Origin of the sequence: Shinella zoogloeoides (assembly GCF_033705735.1) — a bacterium.
Classification (GTDB): Bacteria; Pseudomonadota; Alphaproteobacteria; order Rhizobiales; family Rhizobiaceae; genus Shinella; species Shinella zoogloeoides_A.
This window is the reverse complement of record NZ_CP131130.1, coordinates 1,719,023-1,741,008: the sequence shown is the minus strand read 5'-3', so window position 1 is coordinate 1,741,008 and position 21,986 is coordinate 1,719,023. Positions and strand designations below refer to the sequence as shown.

Here is a 21,986-nt window from a genome sequence, read left to right as displayed (position 1 = left end):
CGGCTTGGAGGACGGTCAGGAGGCCTGCCGTGTGCGCTCGGTATAGTCTCCATCCAGAAACGCCCGGTATGCGTCGGCGATGCCCTCTTCCAGCCCTATGCGCGGATTCCAGCCGAGTGCGCGCAACTTCGCCGCACTCATCAGCTTGCGCGGCGTGCCATCCGGCTTGGAGAGATCGTGCACGATTTCCCCCGTGAAGCCGACGACCTTGCAGATGAGCCGGGTCAGTTCCAGGATCGTCACGTCCTCGCCGAGCCCGACATTGATGTGCCCATCGCCGGAATAGTTCTTCATCAGGTGGACGCAGGCGTCGGCGCAGTCATCGACGTGCAGGAACTCACGCCGCGGTGTTCCCGTGCCCCAGACGGTAAGCTCCGGCAGACCGTCGACCTTTGCCTGGTGGGCCTTGCGGATCAGCGCCGGCACCACATGGCTGGACGTCAGGTCGAAATTGTCGCCCGGCCCATAGAGATTGGTCGGCATGGCGGAGATGAAGTCGTCGCCATACTGCTTGCGGTAGGCTTGGCAAAGCTTGATGCCCGCGATCTTGGCGATCGCGTACCACTCGTTGGTCGGCTCCAGCTCTCCCTTAAGCAGGGCCTCTTCCACAATGGGCTGATCGGCAAACTTCGGATAGATGCAGGAGGAGCCGAGGAACAGCAGCTTCTGCACTTTCACCCGGTGCGCGGCGTGAATGATATTGGTCTCGAGAACGAGATTCTCGTACAGGAATTCCGCCGGATAGGTGTCGTTCGCCAGGATGCCACCGACTTTCGCGGCGGCCAGGAAGACGGCGTCGGGGCGGTGGTCCTCCATCCATGCCTCGACATCGGCCTGGCGGGTGAGGTCGAGCTCTTTCCGCGTCGCGGTCAGGATGTCGCAATCTTCCTGCGCGAGACGCCGGACGATCGCGGCCCCGACCATTCCACGATGCCCGGCGACGAAGACTCTCTTGCCGGCAAGGTTGTAGGCGCCCTCACGCATGAGGGTTGCTCTGTGCGTTGAAGGTCTTGCTCTGCATGGACTTGAAATCCTGCTCGACCATTTCACCGACGAGCTGGTCGAGATTGATCTCATGTTTCCAGCCGAGCTGGCGGTGCGCCTTGGCCGGGTTGCCGATGAGGAGCTCGACTTCGGTGGGGCGGAAGTAACGCGGATCGACTTCTATGAGGAGGCGTCCGGAGGCCTTGTCGTATCCCTTTTCGTCGACGCCCTCACCACGCCATTCGATGGCGATGTCGAGTTTCGCAAAGGCCTTTTCGACGAAGGAGCGCACGGTATGGGTTTCGCCGGTGGCCAGGACGTAATCGTCGGGGATTTCCTGCTGAAGCATCAGCCACATGCCCCGAACATACTCGCGGGCATGGCCCCAGTCACGTTTCGCGTTGAGGTTCCCGAGGTAGAGCTTGTCCTGGAGACCGAGGCGAATGGCCGCCGCTGCGCGGGTGATCTTGCGCGTGACGAAGGTTTCACCGCGAATGGGACTTTCGTGGTTGAACAGAATGCCGTTGGAGGCGTGCATGCCGTAGGCCTCGCGGTAATTGACGACGATCCAGTAGGCGTAGAGCTTGGCGGCGGCATAGGGGGATCGTGGATAGAACGGCGTCGTCTCGCTCTGCGGCACTTCCTGCACCTTGCCGTAGAGCTCGGACGTGGACGCCTGATAGAAGCGGGTCTTGCCGGTCAGGCCGAGCAGGCGGATGGCCTCCAGAAGGCGCAGCGTGCCCATGCCGTCGGCGTTGGCCGTGTATTCGGGGGTCTCGAAGGAGACGTGCACATGGCTCTGGGCGGCCAGGTTGTAGATCTCGTCGGGCTGGGTTTCCTGCACGACGCGGATCAGGTTCGTGCTGTCCGTCATATCGCCGAAATGCAGGATGAACCGCGGATCTTCGACATGAGGGTCTTCGTAGAGGTGCTCGATGCGATCGGTGTTGAAGGAGGAGGAACGCCTCTTGATGCCGTGAACCGTATAGCCCTTTTCGAGGAGAAGTTCGGACAGATAGGCCCCGTCCTGTCCCGTCACACCGGTGACGAGGGCCACCTTGCCATTACTTTCTACACGCTTGCCCATCGGGTCCCAGTCTTTCATATAATCATTCAATTGGATGGAAGGCGACATGCTCGATGCGCCGATCGTGATAATCGGCGCTACACTAGCCGGAATTTTTTGCTGCACAACACTCCCCGGCTCCTATAGTTAACTGCCGATTCTTCTTTGCGAAGTAAAAATGCGTATCTCGTAAACACAAGGATAGTCTTAATCGCGGGTACCTTCGGCCGCAAAGCCACACCGGGCCTGCCTCTTCCCTTTCCGTCCGTACCTATCGCCTGGAAATAGAACCTTGCATATGCACCAACCGCCCAAACCTCGCCAGTTCTCCATTCTGGGGATTCCAGTGAGTATCGTCGACCTGAAACGCAGCGCCGACCTCGTAAGCCGGTGGGCTGGCGGGAGCGGCGCCAAAACCGTATTCGTGCGCGAGGTGGCGAGCCTGATGGCCGCGGTGGATGAGCCCTACCTTGCAACCCTGCACCAGAAGGCCGACCTGGTCGTGCCGGACGGCGTCCCGCTCGTCTGGACCGGACGGCTGCGTGGCATCGGCAGCGAGCTTGGCCGGGTCCCGGGCGCGGACCTGTTGGATGCGGTCTGCCGGCATTCGCTGTCCACCGGGCAATCGCATTATTTCTTCGGCGGCAAGCCGGGCGTGGCCGAAGAGATGGTCAAGCGCCTTGCCGAGCGCCACCGTGGCCTTGCCGTCGCCGGAACCTTGTCGCCGCCCTTCAGGGAGATCGGCCCGGATTTCAAGATGGAGGGGCAGGCGCTGGCGGAGTTGGAGGAAATCAGGCAGGCCAATCCGGATTTCATCTGGGTTGGCATATCGAGCCCCAAGCAGGAATACTGGATGATGCAGGCCGCCGAGCGGCTTCCGCGAGGCGTATTGATCGGCGTCGGCGCTGCGTTCGACTTCCATTCCGGCGCGGTGAGGCGCGCGCCGCGCTGGATGCGCGACAACGGCCTTGAATGGCTGCATCGATTGAGTAGTGAGCCGCGGCGGCTCTGGCGTCGCTATCTGGTCCTGGCGCCGCGCTTCGTCTTCGCCGTCGCCCTGGAATCGGTTCGTCGCAAGGTGTGACGGTTCCCCGTGTTTACCTTCCCGTCCGATTCCCGATGACACAGACCATGATGCATCTATGCTCGCAGGTGGCCTTCAGGTCTCGCTGCCGGCGTCTGACTTGTGGATAGCCTTCATCCTTTGGAACGGGACTTGGGGTCAAACGCAATGAAGCTGTTCAGTCTCCTGTCCCTTCTTTTCGCCCTGGCTATGGGCACGGCAGTGCACGCTGCCCCGTTGGCGCTTCATCGCGGCATCAGCGTCCAGGACTGGCTGAACTGGTCTCCGCTCGATTCGGACGGCACTTATCGCTGGCCGCCTTATCGTAGTGAGACGGAATGGATGACGCTTGCCCGCCCGCTCTCCGATTGGCCGCAGTCCGACCAGTTCCAGCGCATTCGGGCGATGGGCTTCGATTTCGTAAGGCTGAGCGTCGACCCCGGTCCGCTCCTGGCCAGTGAGGGAGAGCGGCGCGAGCAGGCGCTGGCGGTTCTAGAACGGGCCGTCGAGCGTGTGACCTCTGCTGGCCTGAAGGTCGTATTCGATCTACACGCTGCTCGCCAGGTGCCTGCCTACAGCATCGACATGATAGGCCGCGGGGCCAACAGTCCTGGCGTTGCGCAGTATCGCGGGATGGTTCGGCGTGTCGCGGCCATGCTGACACGCTTCGATGCCGGCCTGGTCGCGCTGGAGCCGTTCAACGAGCCGGAATATTATCCTTGCGACGAAACCGATACCGGCGACTGGCAGCGCATCATGGCTGCGACAGTCGCTGACATCCGTGCGATCAGCAGGGACTTGACGATCATCGTGACGGGCGCCTGCGGCGGCAGCATCACGGGCCTCGTCGACCTGGATCCGAGCTTCGACGATCCCCGCCTTTACTACAGTTTCCACATGTATGAGCCGCACAGCTTCACCCATCAACTGTCGAGCGCCACGCAGCCGTTCAATTCGAGCCTGCCCTGGCCGGCGGCCATCGGCTCGCCCGACGAGGCCGTCGCGCATCTGAAGAGCTACATGACGGCGGCCGGAATAGGCGAGGGGGAGCAGGCTGCGAACCTTGCCGCGGCACGTGACCCGATCGCCCGGTATTTTGCGGAGAACTGGGGTTTTCCGCAACTTCAGGCGCGTATCAATGAGGCGGTCAATTGGGCAGAAAGGCACCGAATCCCGACGAGCCGGCTGTTCATGGGGGAATTCGGCTGCTACGGCCTAGCCGCCGATGGACGCTCGGGGGCGCGCGACGAAGATCGGTTGCGCTACCTGGCGGCCGTCCGGCTGGAGGCGGAAGGACGTGATATCCCTTGGGCCGTCTGGGAATACAGCAATCCCCACGGCATCAGTCTGATCGCGCCATGGGGGGCGGCCGTTCCTGATGGCGGAATGTTGTATGCGCTGGGATTGCCATAGTGATCGTGCAGCTTTCGCGGGAGCTTGCTGCTCTTCTTTTCGCTGGCACGCGAATCAATCAATGATTGTGCCATTTCCGCTATTACTGCGGCGCGGCTGGAGTTCCGTGACGTCGTCGTTTGCATGCGCGAAACAGCCTCACCTATGCCTCTGAACGGGCTCTCCAGCGGCGTGTTTTCGGTACGGAATATATATCTTAAGTTTCTATTGAGCATTGCATTCTAAAACAAGGAACCGCCGCGAGAATGCCAAGTGAGTCGTCAGGCATGCCGTTTGCCAGGAGTTGATCCATGTCAGTGCTTTCAGACGTCCCCAAGGGAAGTCCGGTCGTGCGCACGCTCACGCGTGACCATGCCAAGCCCCTTGGCCGTAAGATCAAGGACAGGGATTTGCCGCATGTGGAAAGGCAGATGCCGATTCCAATGGCTACGGACAGCTCTACCGCGATCGACAAGGTCGGCGAGTTTCTCGAATTCGATTTTCGCAAGATGTCCGATTGGTTGCGCGCCGGGATGAAGGGCGCTGTCGTCCTCGCCCTTGTCGGCGGCCTTGCGGGCGGAGCTTACGGCCTCCTGAGCAAGCGGCTCTATACCGTCGGAACCGATATCCTCATCAATCCGTCTAACCTCCAGGTGGTCGCCAACGATCTTTACGCGGCGCCGACCCAAGGGGACAACCAGGTGCTGGCGGTGCGCAGCAAACTGCGCGTACTGACCTCCCGCAACGTGCTGCTGCACGTGGTGGACGAGTTGGGCCTGACGCGCGATCGCGAATTCAACGATCCTTCGCCGGGCTTGCTTTCCTCCCTGATCGGCTCCCGTTCCGGTGGCGCCGCTTCGGATCCTCGTACTGCGGTGCTGGAAGTGCTCGGCAAGCGGATTGTTGCTAAGGCCGACGAGACCTCGTTTGTCGCGACCCTGTCCGTCTCCGCAGAAACCGTCGACAAGGCGATCCGTATCTCGCAGTCCGTGGTGACAGGCTTCCAGGACGAACTGGCCAAGGCCGAATCCGACGGGGCCGCGCGGGCCGCGCGGGCCATTGACGACCGGCTCGACCAGCTCAAGCAGGAGGTGCAGGCGGCCGAGGCGAAGGTGGAATCCTATCGACGGACGCATAACCTCGCCTCGAGCCAGGGCCAGCTCGTCAGCTCGCAAAGCATGACCCAAGTCAACAGCGAGATGATCACTGCCCAGTCCCGTGTAATCGCCGCACAGGCCGCCTATGACGCCGTCCTTGCCGCCGGTTCCAACGCTACCACCCAGGATCCTGTCGCCTCTGCGTCGCTTGCCGCATTGCGCACCCGGGCGAGCGGTCTGCAACAGGAACTCGACGGGTTGTCGATGACCTATGGTCCGCGCTATCCGCGGCTGGCGCAGCTACGTGCCGAACTCGATGCCGCCAACGGACAGATCAAGACCGAGCTGTCACGTATCCTTGCCAAGGCCCGCTCGAGCCTGGAGGAGGCGAAGGCTTCCTTCAAGGCGCTCGACACCAAGATGAAGGACATGACGGGCACGGTCTTCACGGATAACGAGGTGCAGGTCGCCTTGCGCGAACTCGAACGCGATGCCGCCTCCAAGACCGCGGTGTATGAAAGCTTCCTCGCGCGTGCGCATCAGATAGCCGAGCGTGAGCAGATCGACACCACCAATGTAAGGGTCATTTCCACCGCCGTGCCTCCGCAAAGCCGGTCCTGGCCGCCGCGCACCAGCCTTCTCATCGTCGTAGGCGTCGTTCTCGGCCTTGCTGCCGGCCTCTTCCTAGCGCTTGCGCGCGGCATGCTGCGTGAACTGCGGGACCCTCAGCCGGCGGCCGCCGAGCAGCGCGCCTGATCCCTCATGGTGAGGCGCATCCTCTTCCACGCACCCAGTCTGGCCGGCGGCGGCGCCGAACGGGTAATCGTGCTGATGGCCAACGAGATGGCTGCGCGCGGCCATGAGGTGACGCTGCTGGTCTGGAACGGGCAGGGGCCGAATGCGGACCTGCTGTCACCTGTCGTCGATCTCGTCGACCTCCACTTCCCCATGCGCGGGGATGGGTTCGGCAAGGTGAAGACGCTCCAGGGGCTGGCAAGAACCGTGCGGATGCTGCGCGCCTTCCGGCCGGACGCCGTTTTCAGCGCGCCCGACTTCGCAAATCTCGTCATGGCCGCCGCCCTGACCCTTGCACGAAGCCGTGCACGCTTCTTTCCGGGCTTTCACGGTGCAGCGGCCCTCAAGTCGGAAAAGATCGGCGCGATCCTCGCAGACCGCCTCACCGGCTTCGTGGCCGCGCGTGCGACGCGTGCCATCGCCGTCTCCAAGGGAGTTGGCCGCGACCTTGTGCAAAACGGCTATCCGCTCGAGAAGATCGCTGTCATCTACAATCCGCTGCCGCCCGAGGGCATGGGCATGCCGGGTCCGCATCCCTGGCTTCAGGCGCTTGAGGCGATGGGCGAAGGCCCGGTGATCGGCACCCTCGGCCGTCTTGTCGCCGTCAAGGATCATGCGACCCTCCTGCGCGCCTTTGCGATCCTGCGCGCCAGCCGTAAGGCCCGGCTCGTGATCTTCGGCGAAGGTCCCCTCGAAGCCGAGACAAGGGCGCTGGCGACCGATCTTTCCATCGCGGATGATGTCCTCTTCGCCGGCTACATCAACGATCCCGCCGCGTGCTACGCTGCCCTCGATCTCCTCGTCCTCTCTTCCACCAGTGAAGGTTTTGGCAACGTGCTGATCGAGGCCATGGCTCACGGTGTTCCGGTCGTGTCCACCGATGCGCCGCATGGGCCGCGCGAAATTCTCGACGACGGCCGTTTCGGCCCTCTCGTCCCCATCGCAGATCCAACGGCCCTCGCCAGCCAATTGCAGAATTCGCTTGAGAGGCCAATCGATTCCGAACTGCTCAGGCAAAGAGCCGACGAGTTCAAAATCAATGTCATTGCTGACAAATACGAGGGGCTCTTCGCCTGATAAGGTTTAACGTTGGGAAAAATTCTCCTTCTCACCCGTGAAAGGAACTCGAGGCGCTGGCATGCCGCGCTCGTCGAGCGTCTTGAGGCGGCGGGTCACGAGATCTCCATCAGTAAGCTGGCTGAAGCCGGAACCGGTCGGCATGCGCTCGATCGGGCCCTGGCGGTCGAACGCCATTTTTTCAATGTCTCGCTCGCTCAATTGGCCGCCCCGATGGCGCCGAAGAGCTCCGACAAACACGATCTCGTCATCGATCTGACCGGGACGGCCGGTGCGCAGGACAAGCCCGTGCTCAGCCTGGAGATTTTCGGCTCCGGCAATGTCATCGACGGAATCTCCCGTGCGGCAGCGGCGCGGCAGTCGGCGGAATTCGTTGCCCGGCTCGACGGTGTTGCGGTCGGGCGTGCTCGTCCTGCCATTTCCAATGGACTGCAGGTATCGCGCATCCTCGATGAGCTGCTCGTCGGCGCCATCTCGCTGACCGTGCAGGTCGCGAACCGTTTCCTCGACGGCACGCTCAAACCGGCTGTGGAACGGCCGGCCGACCGCGCGCCCTGTGGCGGCTTCCTACGAGCCTATCTTTCCTTCGCTGCCGCCGCGCTTTTCGCTCGCCTCGGACGCAAACGCGCTGTCCATTGGCAAGTCGCCTATCGCATGATCGATGGGCCCGGCGTTGCCGAAACCGGCAGGCTCGATGGAGAAGCCTATTCTATTCTCGCCGACGACGGCGAACGCTTCTATGCGGATCCATTTGTTTTCGAGCACGACGGTCGTCACTATCTCTTCGTTGAGGAATTACCCTACAATACCGGGAAAGGGGTCATCTCCGTCTCCGTGCTGGACGACAACGACCGGTTCAGCCTGCCGCAAGTCGTGCTCGAGGAGCCGCATCATCTTTCTTATCCCCAGATATTCGCCGAGAACGGCGAGATATACATGATCCCCGAAAGCGGCGCGGCACGCGAGGTCGTTCTCTATCGTGCCGCCCGGTTTCCCGACCGGTGGGAGCGCCAGGCCGTTCTCATCGAGGGGCGGAATCTGAACGACATGACGCTCCTGCGTTCGGAAGGAGCCTACTGGCTGTTCGGCACCGAAAAAATCGGCAACGGCAACCCGTCGGACACGATGGTCGTCTACCGTGCGCCTGCTCTTGAGGGGCCGTGGGTGCCGCATCCCATGAATCCCATAGTGATCGACGAAGCGGGTGCACGGCCAGGCGGTGCGTTCATTCGCCGGGACGGGCGGATATTCCTGCCCGTGCAGGACTGCTCGCGAATATATGGGGGAGGCCTTGGTCTAATGGAGCTTATGCGACTGGACGAGACAGCGGTCGTCTTTGGTTCGGTCGTTCCGATAGAAGGCGGTCCGGCATGGGTTCGCTCGGGTACGCATACGCTCAACCGAGAGGGGCGGCTCGAAGTCGTGGATAGCTGCGGCTGAACGGCTGTTAGGTTCGCCCGATACGGGGCTTGCCGCCGGTTGCGGCGGAGCCTGGCGTGCGAGTGGCCGGTGTCGGCACGGATAAGCCCGCCGATATGGATGAAGGCATGAGTGGCGAAGGGCGCCGATAGGCGATCAACAGGACGAAGATCATCGCCACCACGGATGTCTTCTCGGTGAATGTGTTGTTAGACAGCGAGGCGATGACGAACACGGCGGCGCCGAGTTGCGCCGAGCCGGCCGCACCGCGGATGAGCCGGGAAAAAAGGCGAACGAGCGCCACTGTGAACACGATCGCGGCTGGCAGACCGAATAGCATCGTCAATACGACCGGAGCGCTCTCGATGAATTCCAGGCCCAGCTTCTTGTTCACGACGAACATCAGGTCGTCGATATGCACGCCCATCATGATCTGCGACCAGCTGAAATATTCGAAGACACGATAGATCGTGACGCGGGCCATGAAGCTGTCGTCCACGATGCCGCCTCTGAAGCGTTCCAGAAAACCCGCACCTGCGAGCACGACGATGAGAACGACGCTCAATGGAATGAGGAGGAGAAGGACGATGCTCTTCGCCCGGCGTTCCGTCCGTTTCGACAGCTTCGGCCAGCGCGTGAAGAGCAGGAGAAGGAGCAGTTCGACCGAAGCGAGCACGAAGGCTGTTCGGGCCGTCGAGATGGCGGACCCGATATAAAGCGTGAAGATCGCGAGAAGCCGCATCCAGAGTGGCCAGCGCGTCGCGGCAACGAAGCCGATGCCGGTCGCGGACATCGCGCCGAGGGTCAAGGGATGTCCCGTCAATCCAATGGGGCGAAACACGTCGCGTATCGGGGGATAGGGGAGCAGGCGTGCCTGCATGATCGCCTCGCCGAAGCCGATGACCGCGCTCGCGACCAGAAAGACCAGCGTGATATCGCCAAGCAGCCGGCGCATGTCGGGAGGCAGCGTGAGCATGATCATGCAGGCGCATCCGGCCATGACATAGGTATCTATGATGAAGCCGACCGACCCCGAGCGCCCCACCGCGCCAAGATAGAAGATCAGCACCACCATCAGGCACGAAAAGAGCAGCAACGATCTGAAAAGGGCGATGTCGCTGCCCTGGAGGACGAACGGCCGGGAGGCGAGGGCGAATGGGAGCAGCAGGAATATGCCGATCGTTCCGAAATGCAGCTTCTCATATATCGCGCCGCCCGTATCGGTATAGGTGACGAACAGGTTCATCACATGCGGCGACATGTAGAAGCGCAGCTGGAAGAAGAAGGCTGCGCACAGGAAGATCGCCATGACCAGTGTCTTCTGCCGGGAGGCGCTCAGCGATGGCGATTGATCCGGCACGGATCTGGCGTAGCTCATGGCTCACTCAAGGCGATTGCGTTGAATCCGGATACGAGAACGGCGAATCTCGCACAATGACCGGATCATGGCAGTAGAACCGTAAATATCCAGCTTCGCAAGACGATATGCGGAGCCCCCGAAGGCTTGGGCCGCGCGCCGCTACAACCGGCTGCGCACGGCCGCAAGTCCCCGCCGCGCTTCCGCGGGATAGCACAGCGCATTGACGGCGAAGAAGATGAGACCCGCAGCCGATCCTGCCAGCGCCAGGCGGAAGACGGCATGTGTGCCGCCGAGCGAATGGCTGATGAACGCGGCCGCGCCGCCTACGGCGAGCGAGGTGGCGAGCGCCGTCGCAAGCGCGCGCCAGGGCAGGGGCACCGGTGTCAGCCTCTCGCTGATCACCACGGAGACCAGGAGGTTTATCACGGCGCCTCCGGCGAGCGCCGCGGCGGCGCCGACCTCGCTCATTGTCGGGATGAGCAGGAAGGAAAGGCCGATGGTGCTGACCGAGCCGAAAAGCTTGCTGACGATGAGCAGCCAGGGTCTTTTGTGGGCATAGACCACCGCGCCATAGACGAAATCAGCAAGGTTCGTGCAGACGGCGCTGACGGCTACGATCCCGAACAGCAGGTTGTAGGGGCCGTCGTAATTTTCCGGTAGCAGCAGCTCCGTCAGGTCATGGCCGAGCGCGGCGAGAAGAGCGGCGACCGGAAGGCTGAAAGTGAAGATAAGGGAAAGGAACTGCTTGAAGAGGGCTGCGGCGGCCGCCGGTCCTTCTTCGTCGAAGCGGCCGACCGCCTCGGGGAATGCCCCCATGTTGATGGCATTCGCGATCATGTCGACGGGCTGCCGGGCGAGGGCATAGGCGGCCGCGAAGACGGCGACGGCGGAGGCGCCGTGATAGATCTTGAGGAAGATTCGTTCCGCGTTGGCGAGGCCGAAGCTGACGAGCGCGATCGCGATGATCGGCAGCCCGAGGGCGAAGAACTCACGATGGGTGAAGCGCGGCGGACCGGGAACGATCTTCCGGGCGGCGACAATGCCGCTGATGACGCCGGCCGTCAGCATGCCGAGGCTCGATGCGAGCGAGATCGCAACAAAGGTATCGTGCTCCGCCAGCATGGCGAGGATCGGAAAGACGAGCTGCAGCAGGGCCCGCAGGAATTCCATCATGGCGTAGGTCGTATGCCGCTGCTGCATCTGGAGGATGACGAGACCGTAGCGGGCGACCGCGCCGGCGACGAGATAGCCGCAGACGGCGATCGAGAAATCGGTCCAGCGCTCGGGCGCGACATAGCCGCTGGCGACGATGGAGACGACGATGGCGAGCAGCGTCGTGAAGAGCAGGATCGTGCCGGCACGCGAGAGGCTTCCGCTGGTCACGTCTCCCTTGCCTCCGAGCCGCAACAGTGAAATGCGCAGCCAGTTCGTCAGCGCGACGTCCGTCATTTCGCCGACGGTTACCACCAGCGTCAGCAAACCGTATTCCGTCTGATCTATCAGGCGCGTGGCGATGACGAGAAACAGAAGTGCGGAAATGCGCGTCAGCAGGATGGCCGGGCCATATATGAGCGTGGATTTGAGCAGCAACGGGTATTCCTTGGGATGGCTGGCCGTGAGCCTGCGCCAGAATGCAGGATTTAGCGAAATCCTAGTGGCAAAGTGTTAACAGCTATGTGCTGCCGCCCGACGGTTTAAAATAAGAAGAAAACCCTATTCCGGCTGCGGCGTTGTCGGTCAAGCCGGGAGAAGTCTTTCGCAGATCGGGCCTTGCATGGCCCTGCCGCAAGGGCTCCGGCAGCATATGCGTTCTGTCGAGCAGTATGACAATCGGCATCATGCCGAATAACCTCGCTTGAATTGGATGTTAACCCAAATGGCCTAGAGCGTAATCCCTAATCTAAAAGACTGGCGGAACGGTAAATGACGAAGCGTCTCAGCGGGATTGCATTTCGACCGTTCGACCGGCTTCCGCCGATGACAGGAGACACCCATGCTTGACGTGCAGCGCCCGCCGGTCGCCGGTGTGCATCCGGCGGCGGAGCCGATGACGTTTTCCGGAACGGTCGGGCTGTTCACGGCGGCGCAGGGGGCGGTGCGACCCTTGGCAGTGCTGTTTGCCAGCCCCTGGGGGCTGGAGGAAATGTGCACGCGAAAATTTCGGCGCATCCTGGCCGAACGGCTGGCTGAGGAGGGAATTGCGAGCTTGCGCTTCGATTATCCAGGTACGGGCGATGCGCTGGACGGGACCGAATTTCGCGCCGGGATGGAAACGTGGACGGAGTCGCTGCTCGCTGCCATGCGCCTGCTCCAGGAGCGTTCGGGGTGCGCACAGCTGGTGATCGTCGCCGAGGGCGTCGGAGCGGTGGTCGCAGGTCTTGCGGCGGATCGGCTGGCGAACCTCGAGGGCATCGCATTCCTCGCGCCCGTCGTTTCCGGACGCGCGCATGTGCGCGAGCTGTCCGTCTTTTCCCGCCTGATCGAGGACAAGCTGGGGCTGAAGAAGAGGGATACGGCGGCAGCTCTGGAGATCGCCGGGCTCGCCCTGCCGCAAGAGATCGAGGCAGGTCTTCGCGGTGTCGATCTGATGAAGACGGACAAGGCGCCAGCTCGGAACGTTGCGGTTTTCATGCGCGACAACCATCCGGAGGACGCCGCTTTCGCCGCCTATGTCCGCACGCTCGGCGCGAATGTCCTTGAAGCACCCTTCGAAGGATTCGAGAAGCTCACATCCAATCCGACGCTTGCCGTCGTACCCGAGCCGGTCGTTGCGAATCTGGTCTCGTGGGTGGCAGGCCTGGCGCCGCGCGATCCTGCCTTGCAGGCGCCACCGCTGCATGAATGGCCCGCGAGCCATTACGGCGATGGCTATGTAGAGACCGCCGTGCGAATCGGCGAGGGCGGTCGGATGGTCGGCATCCTTTGCGCGCCCGCGGAAGCGCATATTCCGGCTGGTCCGGCGGTGCTATTCCTGTCGTCGGGCTATGATCGATCCACAGGCTGGGGGCGTTCGACCGTCGAGTTCGCACGCGCTCTTGCCAAGGAAGGCACCGGCTCATTGCGCTTCGACTGCGCCAATATCGCCGATAGCCCGCCGGTAGAGGGGTTTGCCGGACAGGTCCTTTACGATCCGGTGCAGGTCGGGGATGTTCGCGAGGCGACCGACTTTCTCGCGGAAGCGGGGACGAAGTCCGTGATCCTGGCGGGGCGTTGCAGCGGTGCCTATCTCGGGCTGCAGGCCGCGGTGGCCGATGAGCGGATTACCGGTGTAGTGGCCGTCAATCCGATCGTCTTCCGCTGGCACGACGGGCAATCCGTCGACGAGGCGCTGGACAATCCGCTTCAGACCCTGGAACACTATGGCCGCCGCTTCATCGAGAAGGAAACGTTGCTGCGTGTCTTCAGAGGCGAGATCGACGTGGTGCAGAAGGGCCGGGATGTGCTGGGGCGGCTCCTGGTACGCGCCGTCCGGCCGCTCACGAGGGTTTTCGGCGGCATTTCGCGGCGGGAGCGAGCCGTCTTTTCGGATTTCCGCATGCTGCGGGATCGCGGCGTTCGCGTCGCCCTTCTATATGGAGCCGATGAGTTCGGCCTGGAGGAGTTCGCGCTTTTCTTCGGCAAGGATGGGCGAGGGCTAAGGCGCTTCGGGAACATGCGCCTTTCGATCGTTCCCGACACCGACCATAATTTCACGCCGGCCCATGCCCGCGCGCACTACCTCGACGCCATCCGGTCGCTGGCTTCCCGTTAAAGCCCGTGCTTGACCACGGAGCGCAACCGCCCGAGGACCCGGTAGAACAGCGACAGGGGAAGCGGGAAGGGGCGGCGCGTGACGGCGGCTTTCCTGACATAGCGGTCGATGCGCCAGGTCGCCCAGCTGCCCGCGCGGAAATAGGCGACGTCTCCGACGGCCAGGGTGCGGGCGCTGCCGTCCTCGGCGGTCACATGGACCTCGCCTTCGAGAATCACGACCATTTCATCCCAGCCGAAGAACCAGCGAAACTCGCCGGCCGTGCAATCCCAGACCACCGTCGAGGCGCATTTGTCCGCCGGCTGGGAGTGGAAGGCGGCGCGGGCGACCGGGTTGCCGGACAGTATCCAGTCGGGATTGATCGGCCGTGACACCATCGGCAAGGTATCGGGACCAGCGGCGACGAAGGTGTCCGGCTCCGGACGCATCGGTGCGTAGCCCCTGTAGAGGGAAGTTGCGATCGCTGCGGTCGCGGTAACAAATTGCCAGTTCATCGGAACTCCATCCATCTTTGCCGGGCGGAGGATAGCGCGTGGGAATCAGCAATCGGTTGAAGGGAAAGCTAAGATTTTAACGGCTTCGTCCGTGCACGCGGCTGCCGTTTCGCCTTGCGCTTGCCATGCCCCGGGATAACGCCATATTGCGGCTAGGACGAATGGAGGTTTTGGGATGAGCTATGATGCGATCAGGCGGCCGGAAGAGGTTGTCGGCTATTGGTGCGAGACCCTGACGGCGAAGGACTGGTGGCAGGGGACGCCGGAGCTCGATGGGCGGGTGCGCGAGCAGTTCGCCGCCACGCATCTTGCCCTTTCCCGCGAAGTGTCGCCGGAATGGCGGGCGAGCCCCGAGGCGCGGCTTGCGGCGATCATCGTGCTCGACCAGTTTCCCCGCAACATGTATCGCGCCTCGCCGATGGCCTTCGCCACAGACTGGATCGCCCGACGCGAGGCGCGGCTCGCGCTGGAGGCGGGGGCCGACAAGCTGGTGGACTATGGGCGCCGGCATTTCTTCTACATGCCCTTCGAACATTCCGAGGACCTTGCCGACCAGGACCTCTGCGTTTCGCTGTTCGAGGCGCATGGCGACGAGATGTATCTCGACTATGCGGTGCGGCATCGGGACGTCATTGCGGAATATGGCCGCTTCCCCCACCGCAATGCCTTCCTCGGGCGGGTCTCGACCCATCATGAGGAGGCTTATCTCGCGGAGCCGGGCGCCGGATTCTAGCACCAGTTTAAAATGGCCGCATTCATGGCTAGAAGAGTGCGGAATCGCATGATCGCGATGCGTCGTTCTTTCAGCGAGGGGCCTTTGCCTATACTCCGCCTTCTCTCCATGTTTTTCGTGGTGCTGCTGCTTGCGGTTTCGCCTGTCTCCGCGCAGACGGCGGCCGCGCCCGCCGCCGATGCGACGACGCAATTGCAGCAGGCGAGCGCCGATCTCGACAAGGCCGGCCAGCAGCTCGCCTCCATTCGCGAGCGGGTCGAGAAGTTCAAGGATGACGATACGCGCCTCGTCGACCTGAAGGTCGAGGTCGAGGCGCTGAACCGGTCGATCATTGCCATATCCGTCGCGACGCGGCCGCGGCTGGAGGCGATCAAGGCGCGCCAGACGGAGCTTGGCGATCCGCCGGCCGAAGGCGCGCCGGCCGAGGCGGATGTCGTCGTCGCCGAGCGCAAGAAACTGGCGGCCGAGCGCAACGAGATCAATGCGCTGACCGGGGAGGCGGAGAACCTCTCCATCGAGGCAACGAAGCTCTCCAACCGCGTCACCGAGATCCGCCGGCAACTCTTCACCGATGCGATCCTCAAGCGCACCGAAATCAGCTCCACGCTCTTTACCGAAGCCTCCGGCGCCCTTGCCGACGAGACGCAGACGCTTCGCCGCACGGCCACCGCCTGGACGCAGTTCGTCTGGAAATACAAGCGCATGCAGCTTCTGGGCGCGGTCACCCTGTCGCTGCTGGCCGCGCTCATCCTGCTTTCCGGCAGCTACCGGCTGTTCTCGCCCTATATCACGCGTGCCGCCCGGCAGGAGAAGCCGCACTATATTACCCGCCTTTCCGTCGCCTTCTGGTCGACGGTGCTGCCGACGACGGCGGCCGGCGCCTTCGCGGGGGCCAGCTACTTCTTCCTCGACGCGTTCAAGGTGCTGCGGAGCGATATCGCGCCGCTGGTCGCAGTGGCGCTCGGCGTGACGGTTGCCATCTATTTCGTCGCGCAGCTCGCCAATGCGGTGCTGTCGCCGGGGGATGGCCACTGGCGGCTGGTGCGGGTTTCCGACCGGGGCGCCCGGCTTCTCTGGTTGCTGATCTTCGGCATGGCCATCGTCAACGGCGCGGATTTCTTCCTCGGCACGATCAGCGAGGTGCTCGGCTCGCCGGTGGTTCTGACGGTGGTGAAGAGCTTCTTCGCCTCCATCGTCATCGGCGCCCTGCTGGTGGTGACCGCCTTCATCAAGCCGGTGCTGCGGCAGGGTGAAATGCCCGGCTCGCAGGGGCGGCCCTGGCCGCGCTCGATCTTCGTTTTCCTGATCCTGATCGGCCTCGGCCTCATCTTCTCGGCGCTGCTCGGCTATGTCGGCATGGCCCGGTTCGTCGCCACCCAGATCGTCGTGACGGGCGCGGTGGTGGTGACGATGTATATCGGCTTCCTGTCCGGCCGCGCCGTTTCCGGGCCCAACGCCTTCGCGGAAACGGCGGTCGGCAAGCGGATGGAAGAGCGCTTCGGCCTCAGCCAGGTCGCGCTCGACCAGATCGGGCTTGCGGCGGGGCTGGCGATCTATCTGCTGCTCTTCGTCTTCTTCGTGCCGCTCATCCTGCTGCAATGGGGCTTCCAGGTTGCGGACATCGAATCCTGGACCTATCGCATCTTCACGGAAATCCGCATCGGCACGATCACCATCTCGCTGATCGGCATCCTCGCGGGCATCCTGCTGTTCGTCATCGGCCTCGTCGTCACGCGCTGGTTCCAGAAATGGGTGGACGGCAATGTGCTGGCGCGCAGCCAGGTCGATGCCGGCGTGCGCAACTCGGTCCGCACCGCGGTCGGCTATGCGGGCGTGGCGCTGGCCGGCCTCATCGGCATCTCGGCGGCGGGCATCAACCTTTCCAGCCTCGCGCTCGTCGCCGGTGCCCTCTCGCTCGGTATCGGTTTCGGCCTTCAGAACATCGTGTCGAATTTCGTCTCGGGCCTGATCCTCCTGGCCGAGCGGCCCTTCAAGGTGGGTGACTGGGTGGTGGCCGGCACGACGGAAGGCTTCGTGCGCCGCATCTCGGTGCGCGCCACGGAGATCGAGACCTTCCAGCGCCAGACGGTCATCGTGCCGAATTCCGTGCTGATCAACGGGCAGGTCGGCAACTGGACGCATCGCAACAAGCTCGGCCGCGTGGAGGTGGCGATCAGCGTGCATGGTGGCAACGATCCGCATCGCGTGCAGGCGGTCCTGACCGAAGTGGTGCGGGCGCAGCAGGGGCTGCTGCGCAATCCCGAGCCGGTGGTCGTGTTCCAGGCATTTTCCGCCGCGACGCTGGATTTCGAGATCCGCGCCTTTCTTGCGGATATTCTCAACGGCACCGGCGTCAAATCGGAGCTACGGGCGGCCATTCTTGAGCGACTGCGCGCGGAAGGCATCGCCATCGGCGCACCGGCCGCGCCGGAAGTGCCGGTCAAGATTTCGAAGGAGGGAGCCGAGCTCATCTCCGCGCTTCTCGACCAGGCGACGGAAAAGGTTCGCCCCGCGCCGGCCCGGCGCCGCGGCAAGCCTGACGGAGAGGCGCCGCCGGCCTGAGACAGCTTGCCCGATTTCCGGCACATGAACGCCGCATTCACGCTGCATTCAGCACTTGCCCCATAAAACACATGCAAATCCGATCGGGGAACGTTAGTGTTCCCTCGGGCTTGAACAGGGGCGGCGCTCGGCGCCGGGCAAAAATGAAGCGAATGATCATGATGCTGCTTGTGTCGGCTGCGATGTCCGCTCCGGCCGTGGCTGCCTCCGTGACCAACAAGGATGCCGATACGCAGGTGCTCGTGGTCGTCGAAGGCGGCAGCCGCATGGAAATCGCGCTGGAGCCCGGCGCGACCGAGACGATCTGCCCCTCCGGCTGCTTCGTCACCCTGCCGAACGGCGACCGCATCGCGCTCAATGGCGGCGAGAATGTCGAGATCGAGGGCGGGGCCGCCTCGGTCAAGTAAACCCGGAATCCTGATTTCATGACGACGGCGCGGAAGAAGAACTGCGCCGTTTTACTTTATACGGAAGGCTGGTCCGGGTGTTGGGCCAATTCTGCTTCCCCGTGTTTTCATGCCTTCTGAATTTAACGCTTTGGCAAAGGGTTGCCGTTACGCCTTAAGCTGGGGAAAATCCATATTATGAAGGCATATCATGGCGTTTATCGGCATTTCCGGAATGCAATATTCCGGCGCGTCTCTTTCGCATCATCGTATTCTTGTTGCCGAAGACTCCAATGTCTTCACGTCCATGATCTCCAAGCGGCTGAAGGAGCTTCTCGGCCTCGATGTCGAGATTTGCCGCAGCTTCGAGGAGCTGGAACTGGCCTATGACAAGTCCAGCGAGAAGATCACGTTGGCGATCTCCAATATCAACCTGCCGGGCGCCGAGAACGGCGAGGCGCTGAACTATCTGGTCGACCTTTCCATTCCGACGATCGTCTTCACCGGCACGTTCCAGCAGGCGACGCGCGACCAGTTGCTGTCGAAGGAAATCGTCGATTACATCATCAAGGACAATGTCTTCGCGGTCGACATGCTGGCCGAGTCCGTCTGCCGGTTCCTGACCAATCACCAGCACCATGTGCTGATCGTCGACGACAGCGCGACGGCGCGGGCGCTGCTTTCGACGCGCCTCAAGCGCTACAATTTCCGCGTCAGCACGGCGGAGAACGGGGCAAGCGCGCTGGCGTTGCTCAAGGCCAATCCCGATATCGGCCTGATGATTACCGACTACAATATGCCGGATATCGACGGTTTCGAGCTGACGCGGCGCATTCGCGGCACGGTCGGATCGCACCAGCTGCGCATCATCGGCATCTCGTCCTCGACGGACCGGCTGCTCTCCGCCCGCTTCCTGAAGGCCGGCGGCAACGATTTCATCATGCGCCCCTTCATCGACGAGGAATTCTACTGTCGCGTCAACCAGAACCTCGATACCCTCGCGCAGATCCGGTCGGCGCAGCTCAAGTTGGCGAGCTGACCGGCGCGCAGGCCATATTCACCCAAGACTGTCCTCACGTTACGTGAGATATTTCCCGGCGAGTTAACCACTTGGTAAAACCGCTGGTTTGTAATGCGGCCCAACGGGAGCAATACGGGGTATTGGACGAGGTGGGAGTGGAACCGAATTCGCAGCGGGGACCTGCATTTCTGCGCCATTCCGGCCAGCAGGTGCTGCTCGTGGAGGATTCGCGCATGTTCTCCACGGCGCTGAAATACCGCCTGGAGACCGAGCTCGGCCTTTCCGTCACCCATTGCCCCAGCATGGCGGCGGTGCGGGCGATCTTCCAGTCGGAAGCGCCGGAATTCGCGCTTGCCGTGCTCGACCTCAACCTGCCCGACGCGCCCAATTGCGAAGCGCTCGATTACGTGATCTCCAAGGGCATCGCGCCGCTGGTCTTCACCGGCTCCTTCAGCGATACGACGCGTGACGCCATCCTGGCCAAGAACGTGCTCGACTATGTCGTCAAGGACAGTCCGGCGGCCATGCAGCAGCTCGTGCTCGCGGTCGACCGCATCCTGACGAGCGGCAAGACGCAGGTCCTTATCGTCGATTCCGAGCCGGAAAGCCTGCAGCAGCAGGTAAGCCTCATCGCCAAGCAGCGTTTCCAGATCGTCGCGGTCGAAACCGGGGCGGCGGCGCTGGAAGCGCTCGACAGCTATGGCGGCATCGACCTCGTCGTCACGGATCTCGATCTCTCCGACATGGACGGCTTCACGCTGCTGCAGGAAATCCGCAAGCGGCACGGGGACGATACCGTGCGTGTCGTGGGGCTCGCGAAGTCGGAGGACCGGATGGTCGCCGCGCGGTTCCTGCGGGCGGGCGGCGACGAATATATCCAGAAGCCGTTCCTGGTCGAAGAGTTCAACAGCCGCATCTTCCATGTGGCCGCCATCCAGAAGCGCGTGCAGTCGCTCCATCGCATCGCCGCGCGGGACTACCTGACGGACATCTACAATCGCCGCTATTTCTTCGAGGCCGGCCCGCGGCTCGTCGACCAGGCGCTGCGGCGCGGCGAGCAGATGTCCATCGCCATCCTCGACATCGACCATTTCAAGCGCCTCAACGATACCTATGGCCACGAGGTCGGCGACGTCGTGCTGAAGGCCGTGTCGCGCCGCCTCAAGCATCGGGTCGGCGACCGTCATCTTCTCGCGCGCCTCGGCGGCGAGGAGTTCGGCATCATCTTCCACGGGCTGGGGCTCGAGGAGGCGCTCGATTATTGCGAGCGGCTGCGCACGGAGCTTGCCGCCCAGCCGATCAGCGCGGACGGCGAGCCGCTGACGATCACCGTCTCGGCAGGCCTTGCCGCCATTTCCGTGCGGGAAACCTTCGACAACTATCTCAACGCCGCCGACCAGTTCCTCTACATGGCCAAGCATGCCGGGCGGAACCGCGTCTTCTCTGAACTGTCGCTGATGAACGCGCTTGCCAGCTGACCCCGCCTTCGAGGCGGGGCGCTTTGACCAGCTGATTTTTCGCATGTCGTTATCGCAAAGCCGCTGCACACTTTTGCGCGACATGCTTTAGATCAGCGCGCGATGGCCGAAAGGGTCAGCTTGCGCTCGGCGCGCTCCTGCTGGGGCGAGCGGTTGTAGAGTTCGCGATAACACTTGGAGAAGTGCGAGGCGGAGACGAAGCCGCAGGCAACCGCCACTTCCACCACCGGCATGGATGACTGAACGAGCAGGTGGCGCGCGCGGTCGAGCCTGATCTCGAGATAGTAGCGGGCGGGCGAGCGGCCCATTTCCTGGCGGAAGAGCCGTTCGATCTGGCGGCGCGACAGGTCGGCGCCGTCGGCGATATCGAGCAGGGAGAGGGGCTCGGAGAGGTTCTTCTCCATCAGTTCGATGATCGACAGCACCTTGGCGTTCTGTACGCCGAGGCGGGCGCGCAGCGGCAGGCGCTGGCGGTCGTGCGGGCCGCGCACGCGGTCGGTCAGGGCCTGCTCGCAGACGCGGTTGACGAGGTTCTCGCCGAAATCCTCGTCGATGAGGTTCAGCATCATGTCGAGCGAGGCGGTGCCGCCGGCGCAGGTATAGATATTGCCGTCGATCTCGTAGAGGTCGGCATAGACGTCGGCCTGCGGGAAGGCCTCGGCGAAGCCCGGCAGGTTCTCCCAGTGGATCGCACAGCGCTTGCCCGCGAGCAGGCCCGCCTGGGCCAGCACATGGGCGCCGGTACAGAGCGACCCGACGGCGACGCCGCGATTATAGACCTCGCGCAGCCAGGCATTGACCGACTTGTTGTTGAAATCCTCGACATAGACGCCGGAACAGACCAGTACCATGGAGGGGCGGTTCTCGCCGCCGAGATGCTTGCGCTCGTCGGCGAGCGAGGAGTTCACCTCGATGCCGATGCCGGCGGAGGACAGCACCTGCTGGCCGTCGCTGGAGGCGAGGCGCCAGCTATAGGCCTCGTAGCCGAGCATGCGGTTGGCGATGCGCAGCGTCTCGATCGCCGCCGAAAAGGGCAGCATGGAGAAGTTGGGCACGAGGAAGAAAACGAGAGAGCGCTTCTTGACGTTTTGCTTGTTCATCGGTGTGTCCATGCTGATGGGGCGATGTCGCAATGGTCGCAGGCAGGTCCGGGATCGGATAGCATTTTTGCGACGTTGAAAAGGACGGATACGACTGCGACATCCTTCGTATCTCCGCAATGTCAACGTGTTCCGGCGGAATTATGACGATTGTCCAGTGATGGCGCATTTGCGACCAGCGCCTTCGCATCGTCGGATTGCGACAAGC

The 21,986-nt window shown here is 62.8% G+C and carries 17 protein-coding genes; 11 read left to right on the top strand and 6 right to left on the bottom strand.

From position 1 onward, the window contains the following. Positions 1 to 15 precede the first annotated feature (15 nt). Both fcl and gmd read right to left on the bottom strand, forming a co-directional pair. Positions 16 to 984, bottom strand: coding sequence for a GDP-L-fucose synthase (fcl, locus tag ShzoTeo12_RS08880; RefSeq protein ID WP_318912307.1), 969 nt, complete (start codon positions 982 to 984; stop codon positions 16 to 18). Continuing rightward, the gene (gmd, locus tag ShzoTeo12_RS08875; protein ID WP_318912423.1) at positions 977 to 2,071 is read right to left on the bottom strand and encodes a GDP-mannose 4,6-dehydratase; all 1,095 of its coding nucleotides are present in this window, start codon (positions 2,069 to 2,071) and stop codon (positions 977 to 979) included. The genes fcl and gmd overlap by 8 nt, the downstream gene beginning before the upstream one ends. A gap of 325 nt (positions 2,072 to 2,396) precedes the next feature. On the opposite strand from gmd, the gene ShzoTeo12_RS08870 reads away from it, so the two are divergent. The 5 genes from ShzoTeo12_RS08870 (at position 2,397) to ShzoTeo12_RS08850 (ending at position 8,914) form a co-directional block, all read left to right on the top strand. Beyond that, positions 2,397 to 3,134 (top strand): WecB/TagA/CpsF family glycosyltransferase, encoded by a 738-nt coding sequence (locus ShzoTeo12_RS08870; RefSeq protein WP_162911317.1) that lies wholly within the window; start codon positions 2,397 to 2,399, stop codon positions 3,132 to 3,134. Between the two features lie 147 nt (positions 3,135 to 3,281). After that, a complete protein-coding gene (locus ShzoTeo12_RS08865) occupies positions 3,282 to 4,526 on the top strand; it encodes a glycoside hydrolase family 5 protein (protein WP_318912305.1) in 1,245 nt (414 codons plus the stop codon). Positions 4,527 to 4,816: 290 nt separating this feature from the next. Next, complete coding sequence (locus tag ShzoTeo12_RS08860; RefSeq protein WP_318912302.1) at positions 4,817 to 6,358, top strand: GumC family protein; 1,542 nt, start codon at positions 4,817 to 4,819, stop codon at positions 6,356 to 6,358. A gap of 6 nt (positions 6,359 to 6,364) precedes the next feature. Then, a complete protein-coding gene (locus ShzoTeo12_RS08855; RefSeq protein WP_318912300.1) occupies positions 6,365 to 7,474 on the top strand; it encodes a glycosyltransferase in 1,110 nt (369 codons plus the stop codon). Between the two features lie 12 nt (positions 7,475 to 7,486). Then, positions 7,487 to 8,914 (top strand): hypothetical protein, encoded by a 1,428-nt coding sequence (locus ShzoTeo12_RS08850; RefSeq protein ID WP_318912298.1) that lies wholly within the window; start codon positions 7,487 to 7,489, stop codon positions 8,912 to 8,914. Positions 8,915 to 8,921: 7 nt separating this feature from the next. Here the strand turns inward: ShzoTeo12_RS08850 and ShzoTeo12_RS08845 are convergent, their stop codons facing one another. Together ShzoTeo12_RS08845 and ShzoTeo12_RS08840 are read right to left on the bottom strand one after the other, a co-directional pair. Continuing rightward, positions 8,922 to 10,271, bottom strand: coding sequence for a VpsF family polysaccharide biosynthesis protein (locus tag ShzoTeo12_RS08845; RefSeq protein ID WP_318912297.1), 1,350 nt, complete (start codon positions 10,269 to 10,271; stop codon positions 8,922 to 8,924). Positions 10,272 to 10,412: 141 nt separating this feature from the next. Next, positions 10,413 to 11,843, bottom strand: a complete 1,431-nt coding sequence (locus ShzoTeo12_RS08840) for a lipopolysaccharide biosynthesis protein (RefSeq protein WP_318912295.1) — start codon at positions 11,841 to 11,843, stop codon at positions 10,413 to 10,415. A 403-nt stretch (positions 11,844 to 12,246) separates the two neighbouring features. Between ShzoTeo12_RS08840 and ShzoTeo12_RS08835 the strand changes: the two genes are divergently transcribed. After that, positions 12,247 to 14,004: a serine aminopeptidase domain-containing protein gene (locus ShzoTeo12_RS08835; RefSeq protein WP_318912293.1), complete on the top strand. Its 1,758-nt coding sequence runs from the start codon at positions 12,247 to 12,249 to the stop codon at positions 14,002 to 14,004. Here ShzoTeo12_RS08835 and ShzoTeo12_RS08830 read toward each other — a convergent pair. Next, entirely contained in the window at positions 14,001 to 14,498 is a 498-nt protein-coding gene (locus ShzoTeo12_RS08830) for a cupin domain-containing protein (protein WP_119256082.1), read from the bottom strand. The genes ShzoTeo12_RS08835 and ShzoTeo12_RS08830 overlap by 4 nt on opposite strands. Before the next feature lie 175 nt (positions 14,499 to 14,673). On the opposite strand from ShzoTeo12_RS08830, the gene ShzoTeo12_RS08825 reads away from it, so the two are divergent. The 5 genes from ShzoTeo12_RS08825 (at position 14,674) to ShzoTeo12_RS08805 (ending at position 20,678) form a co-directional block, all read left to right on the top strand. Beyond that, positions 14,674 to 15,231: a DUF924 family protein gene (locus ShzoTeo12_RS08825; protein ID WP_318912292.1), complete on the top strand. Its 558-nt coding sequence runs from the start codon at positions 14,674 to 14,676 to the stop codon at positions 15,229 to 15,231. Positions 15,232 to 15,315: 84 nt separating this feature from the next. Continuing rightward, on the top strand, positions 15,316 to 17,793 hold the full coding sequence (locus ShzoTeo12_RS08820; RefSeq protein WP_413251132.1) for a mechanosensitive ion channel domain-containing protein: 2,478 nt from the start codon (positions 15,316 to 15,318) through the stop codon (positions 17,791 to 17,793). A 158-nt stretch (positions 17,794 to 17,951) separates the two neighbouring features. Beyond that, entirely contained in the window at positions 17,952 to 18,200 is a 249-nt protein-coding gene (locus ShzoTeo12_RS08815; RefSeq protein WP_413251131.1) for a hypothetical protein, read from the top strand. A 190-nt stretch (positions 18,201 to 18,390) separates the two neighbouring features. Further along, positions 18,391 to 19,218, top strand: coding sequence for a response regulator (locus ShzoTeo12_RS08810; RefSeq protein WP_119256085.1), 828 nt, complete (start codon positions 18,391 to 18,393; stop codon positions 19,216 to 19,218). 137 nt (positions 19,219 to 19,355) lie between these two features. After that, on the top strand, positions 19,356 to 20,678 hold the full coding sequence (locus ShzoTeo12_RS08805; protein WP_318912287.1) for a diguanylate cyclase: 1,323 nt from the start codon (positions 19,356 to 19,358) through the stop codon (positions 20,676 to 20,678). A 92-nt stretch (positions 20,679 to 20,770) separates the two neighbouring features. Here ShzoTeo12_RS08805 and ShzoTeo12_RS08800 read toward each other — a convergent pair whose 3' ends face one another. Beyond that, a complete protein-coding gene (locus tag ShzoTeo12_RS08800; RefSeq protein WP_119256086.1) occupies positions 20,771 to 21,778 on the bottom strand; it encodes a GlxA family transcriptional regulator in 1,008 nt (335 codons plus the stop codon). Between the last annotated feature and the right edge of the window lie 208 nt (positions 21,779 to 21,986).

Bases quoted from the DNA above. Each gene is read 5' to 3' on its own strand.
- ShzoTeo12_RS08865 (WP_318912305.1), top strand. From the start codon at position 3,282: ATGAAGCTGTTCAGTCTCCTGTCCCTTCTTTTCGCCCTGGCTATGGGC.
- gmd (WP_318912423.1), bottom strand. From the start codon at position 2,071: ATGGGCAAGCGTGTAGAAAGTAATGGCAAGGTGGCCCTCGTCACCGGT.
- ShzoTeo12_RS08835 (WP_318912293.1), top strand. From the start codon at position 12,247: ATGCTTGACGTGCAGCGCCCGCCGGTCGCCGGTGTGCATCCGGCGGCG.
- ShzoTeo12_RS08855 (WP_318912300.1), top strand. From the start codon at position 6,365: ATGGTGAGGCGCATCCTCTTCCACGCACCCAGTCTGGCCGGCGGCGGC.
- ShzoTeo12_RS08800 (WP_119256086.1), bottom strand. From the start codon at position 21,778: ATGAACAAGCAAAACGTCAAGAAGCGCTCTCTCGTTTTCTTCCTCGTG.
- ShzoTeo12_RS08815 (WP_413251131.1), top strand. From the start codon at position 17,952: ATGATGCTGCTTGTGTCGGCTGCGATGTCCGCTCCGGCCGTGGCTGCC.
- ShzoTeo12_RS08860 (WP_318912302.1), top strand. From the start codon at position 4,817: ATGTCAGTGCTTTCAGACGTCCCCAAGGGAAGTCCGGTCGTGCGCACG.
- ShzoTeo12_RS08810 (WP_119256085.1), top strand. From the start codon at position 18,391: ATGGCGTTTATCGGCATTTCCGGAATGCAATATTCCGGCGCGTCTCTT.
- ShzoTeo12_RS08830 (WP_119256082.1), bottom strand. From the start codon at position 14,498: ATGAACTGGCAATTTGTTACCGCGACCGCAGCGATCGCAACTTCCCTC.
- ShzoTeo12_RS08825 (WP_318912292.1), top strand. From the start codon at position 14,674: ATGAGCTATGATGCGATCAGGCGGCCGGAAGAGGTTGTCGGCTATTGG.
- ShzoTeo12_RS08845 (WP_318912297.1), bottom strand. From the start codon at position 10,271: ATGAGCTACGCCAGATCCGTGCCGGATCAATCGCCATCGCTGAGCGCC.
- fcl (WP_318912307.1), bottom strand. From the start codon at position 984: ATGCGTGAGGGCGCCTACAACCTTGCCGGCAAGAGAGTCTTCGTCGCC.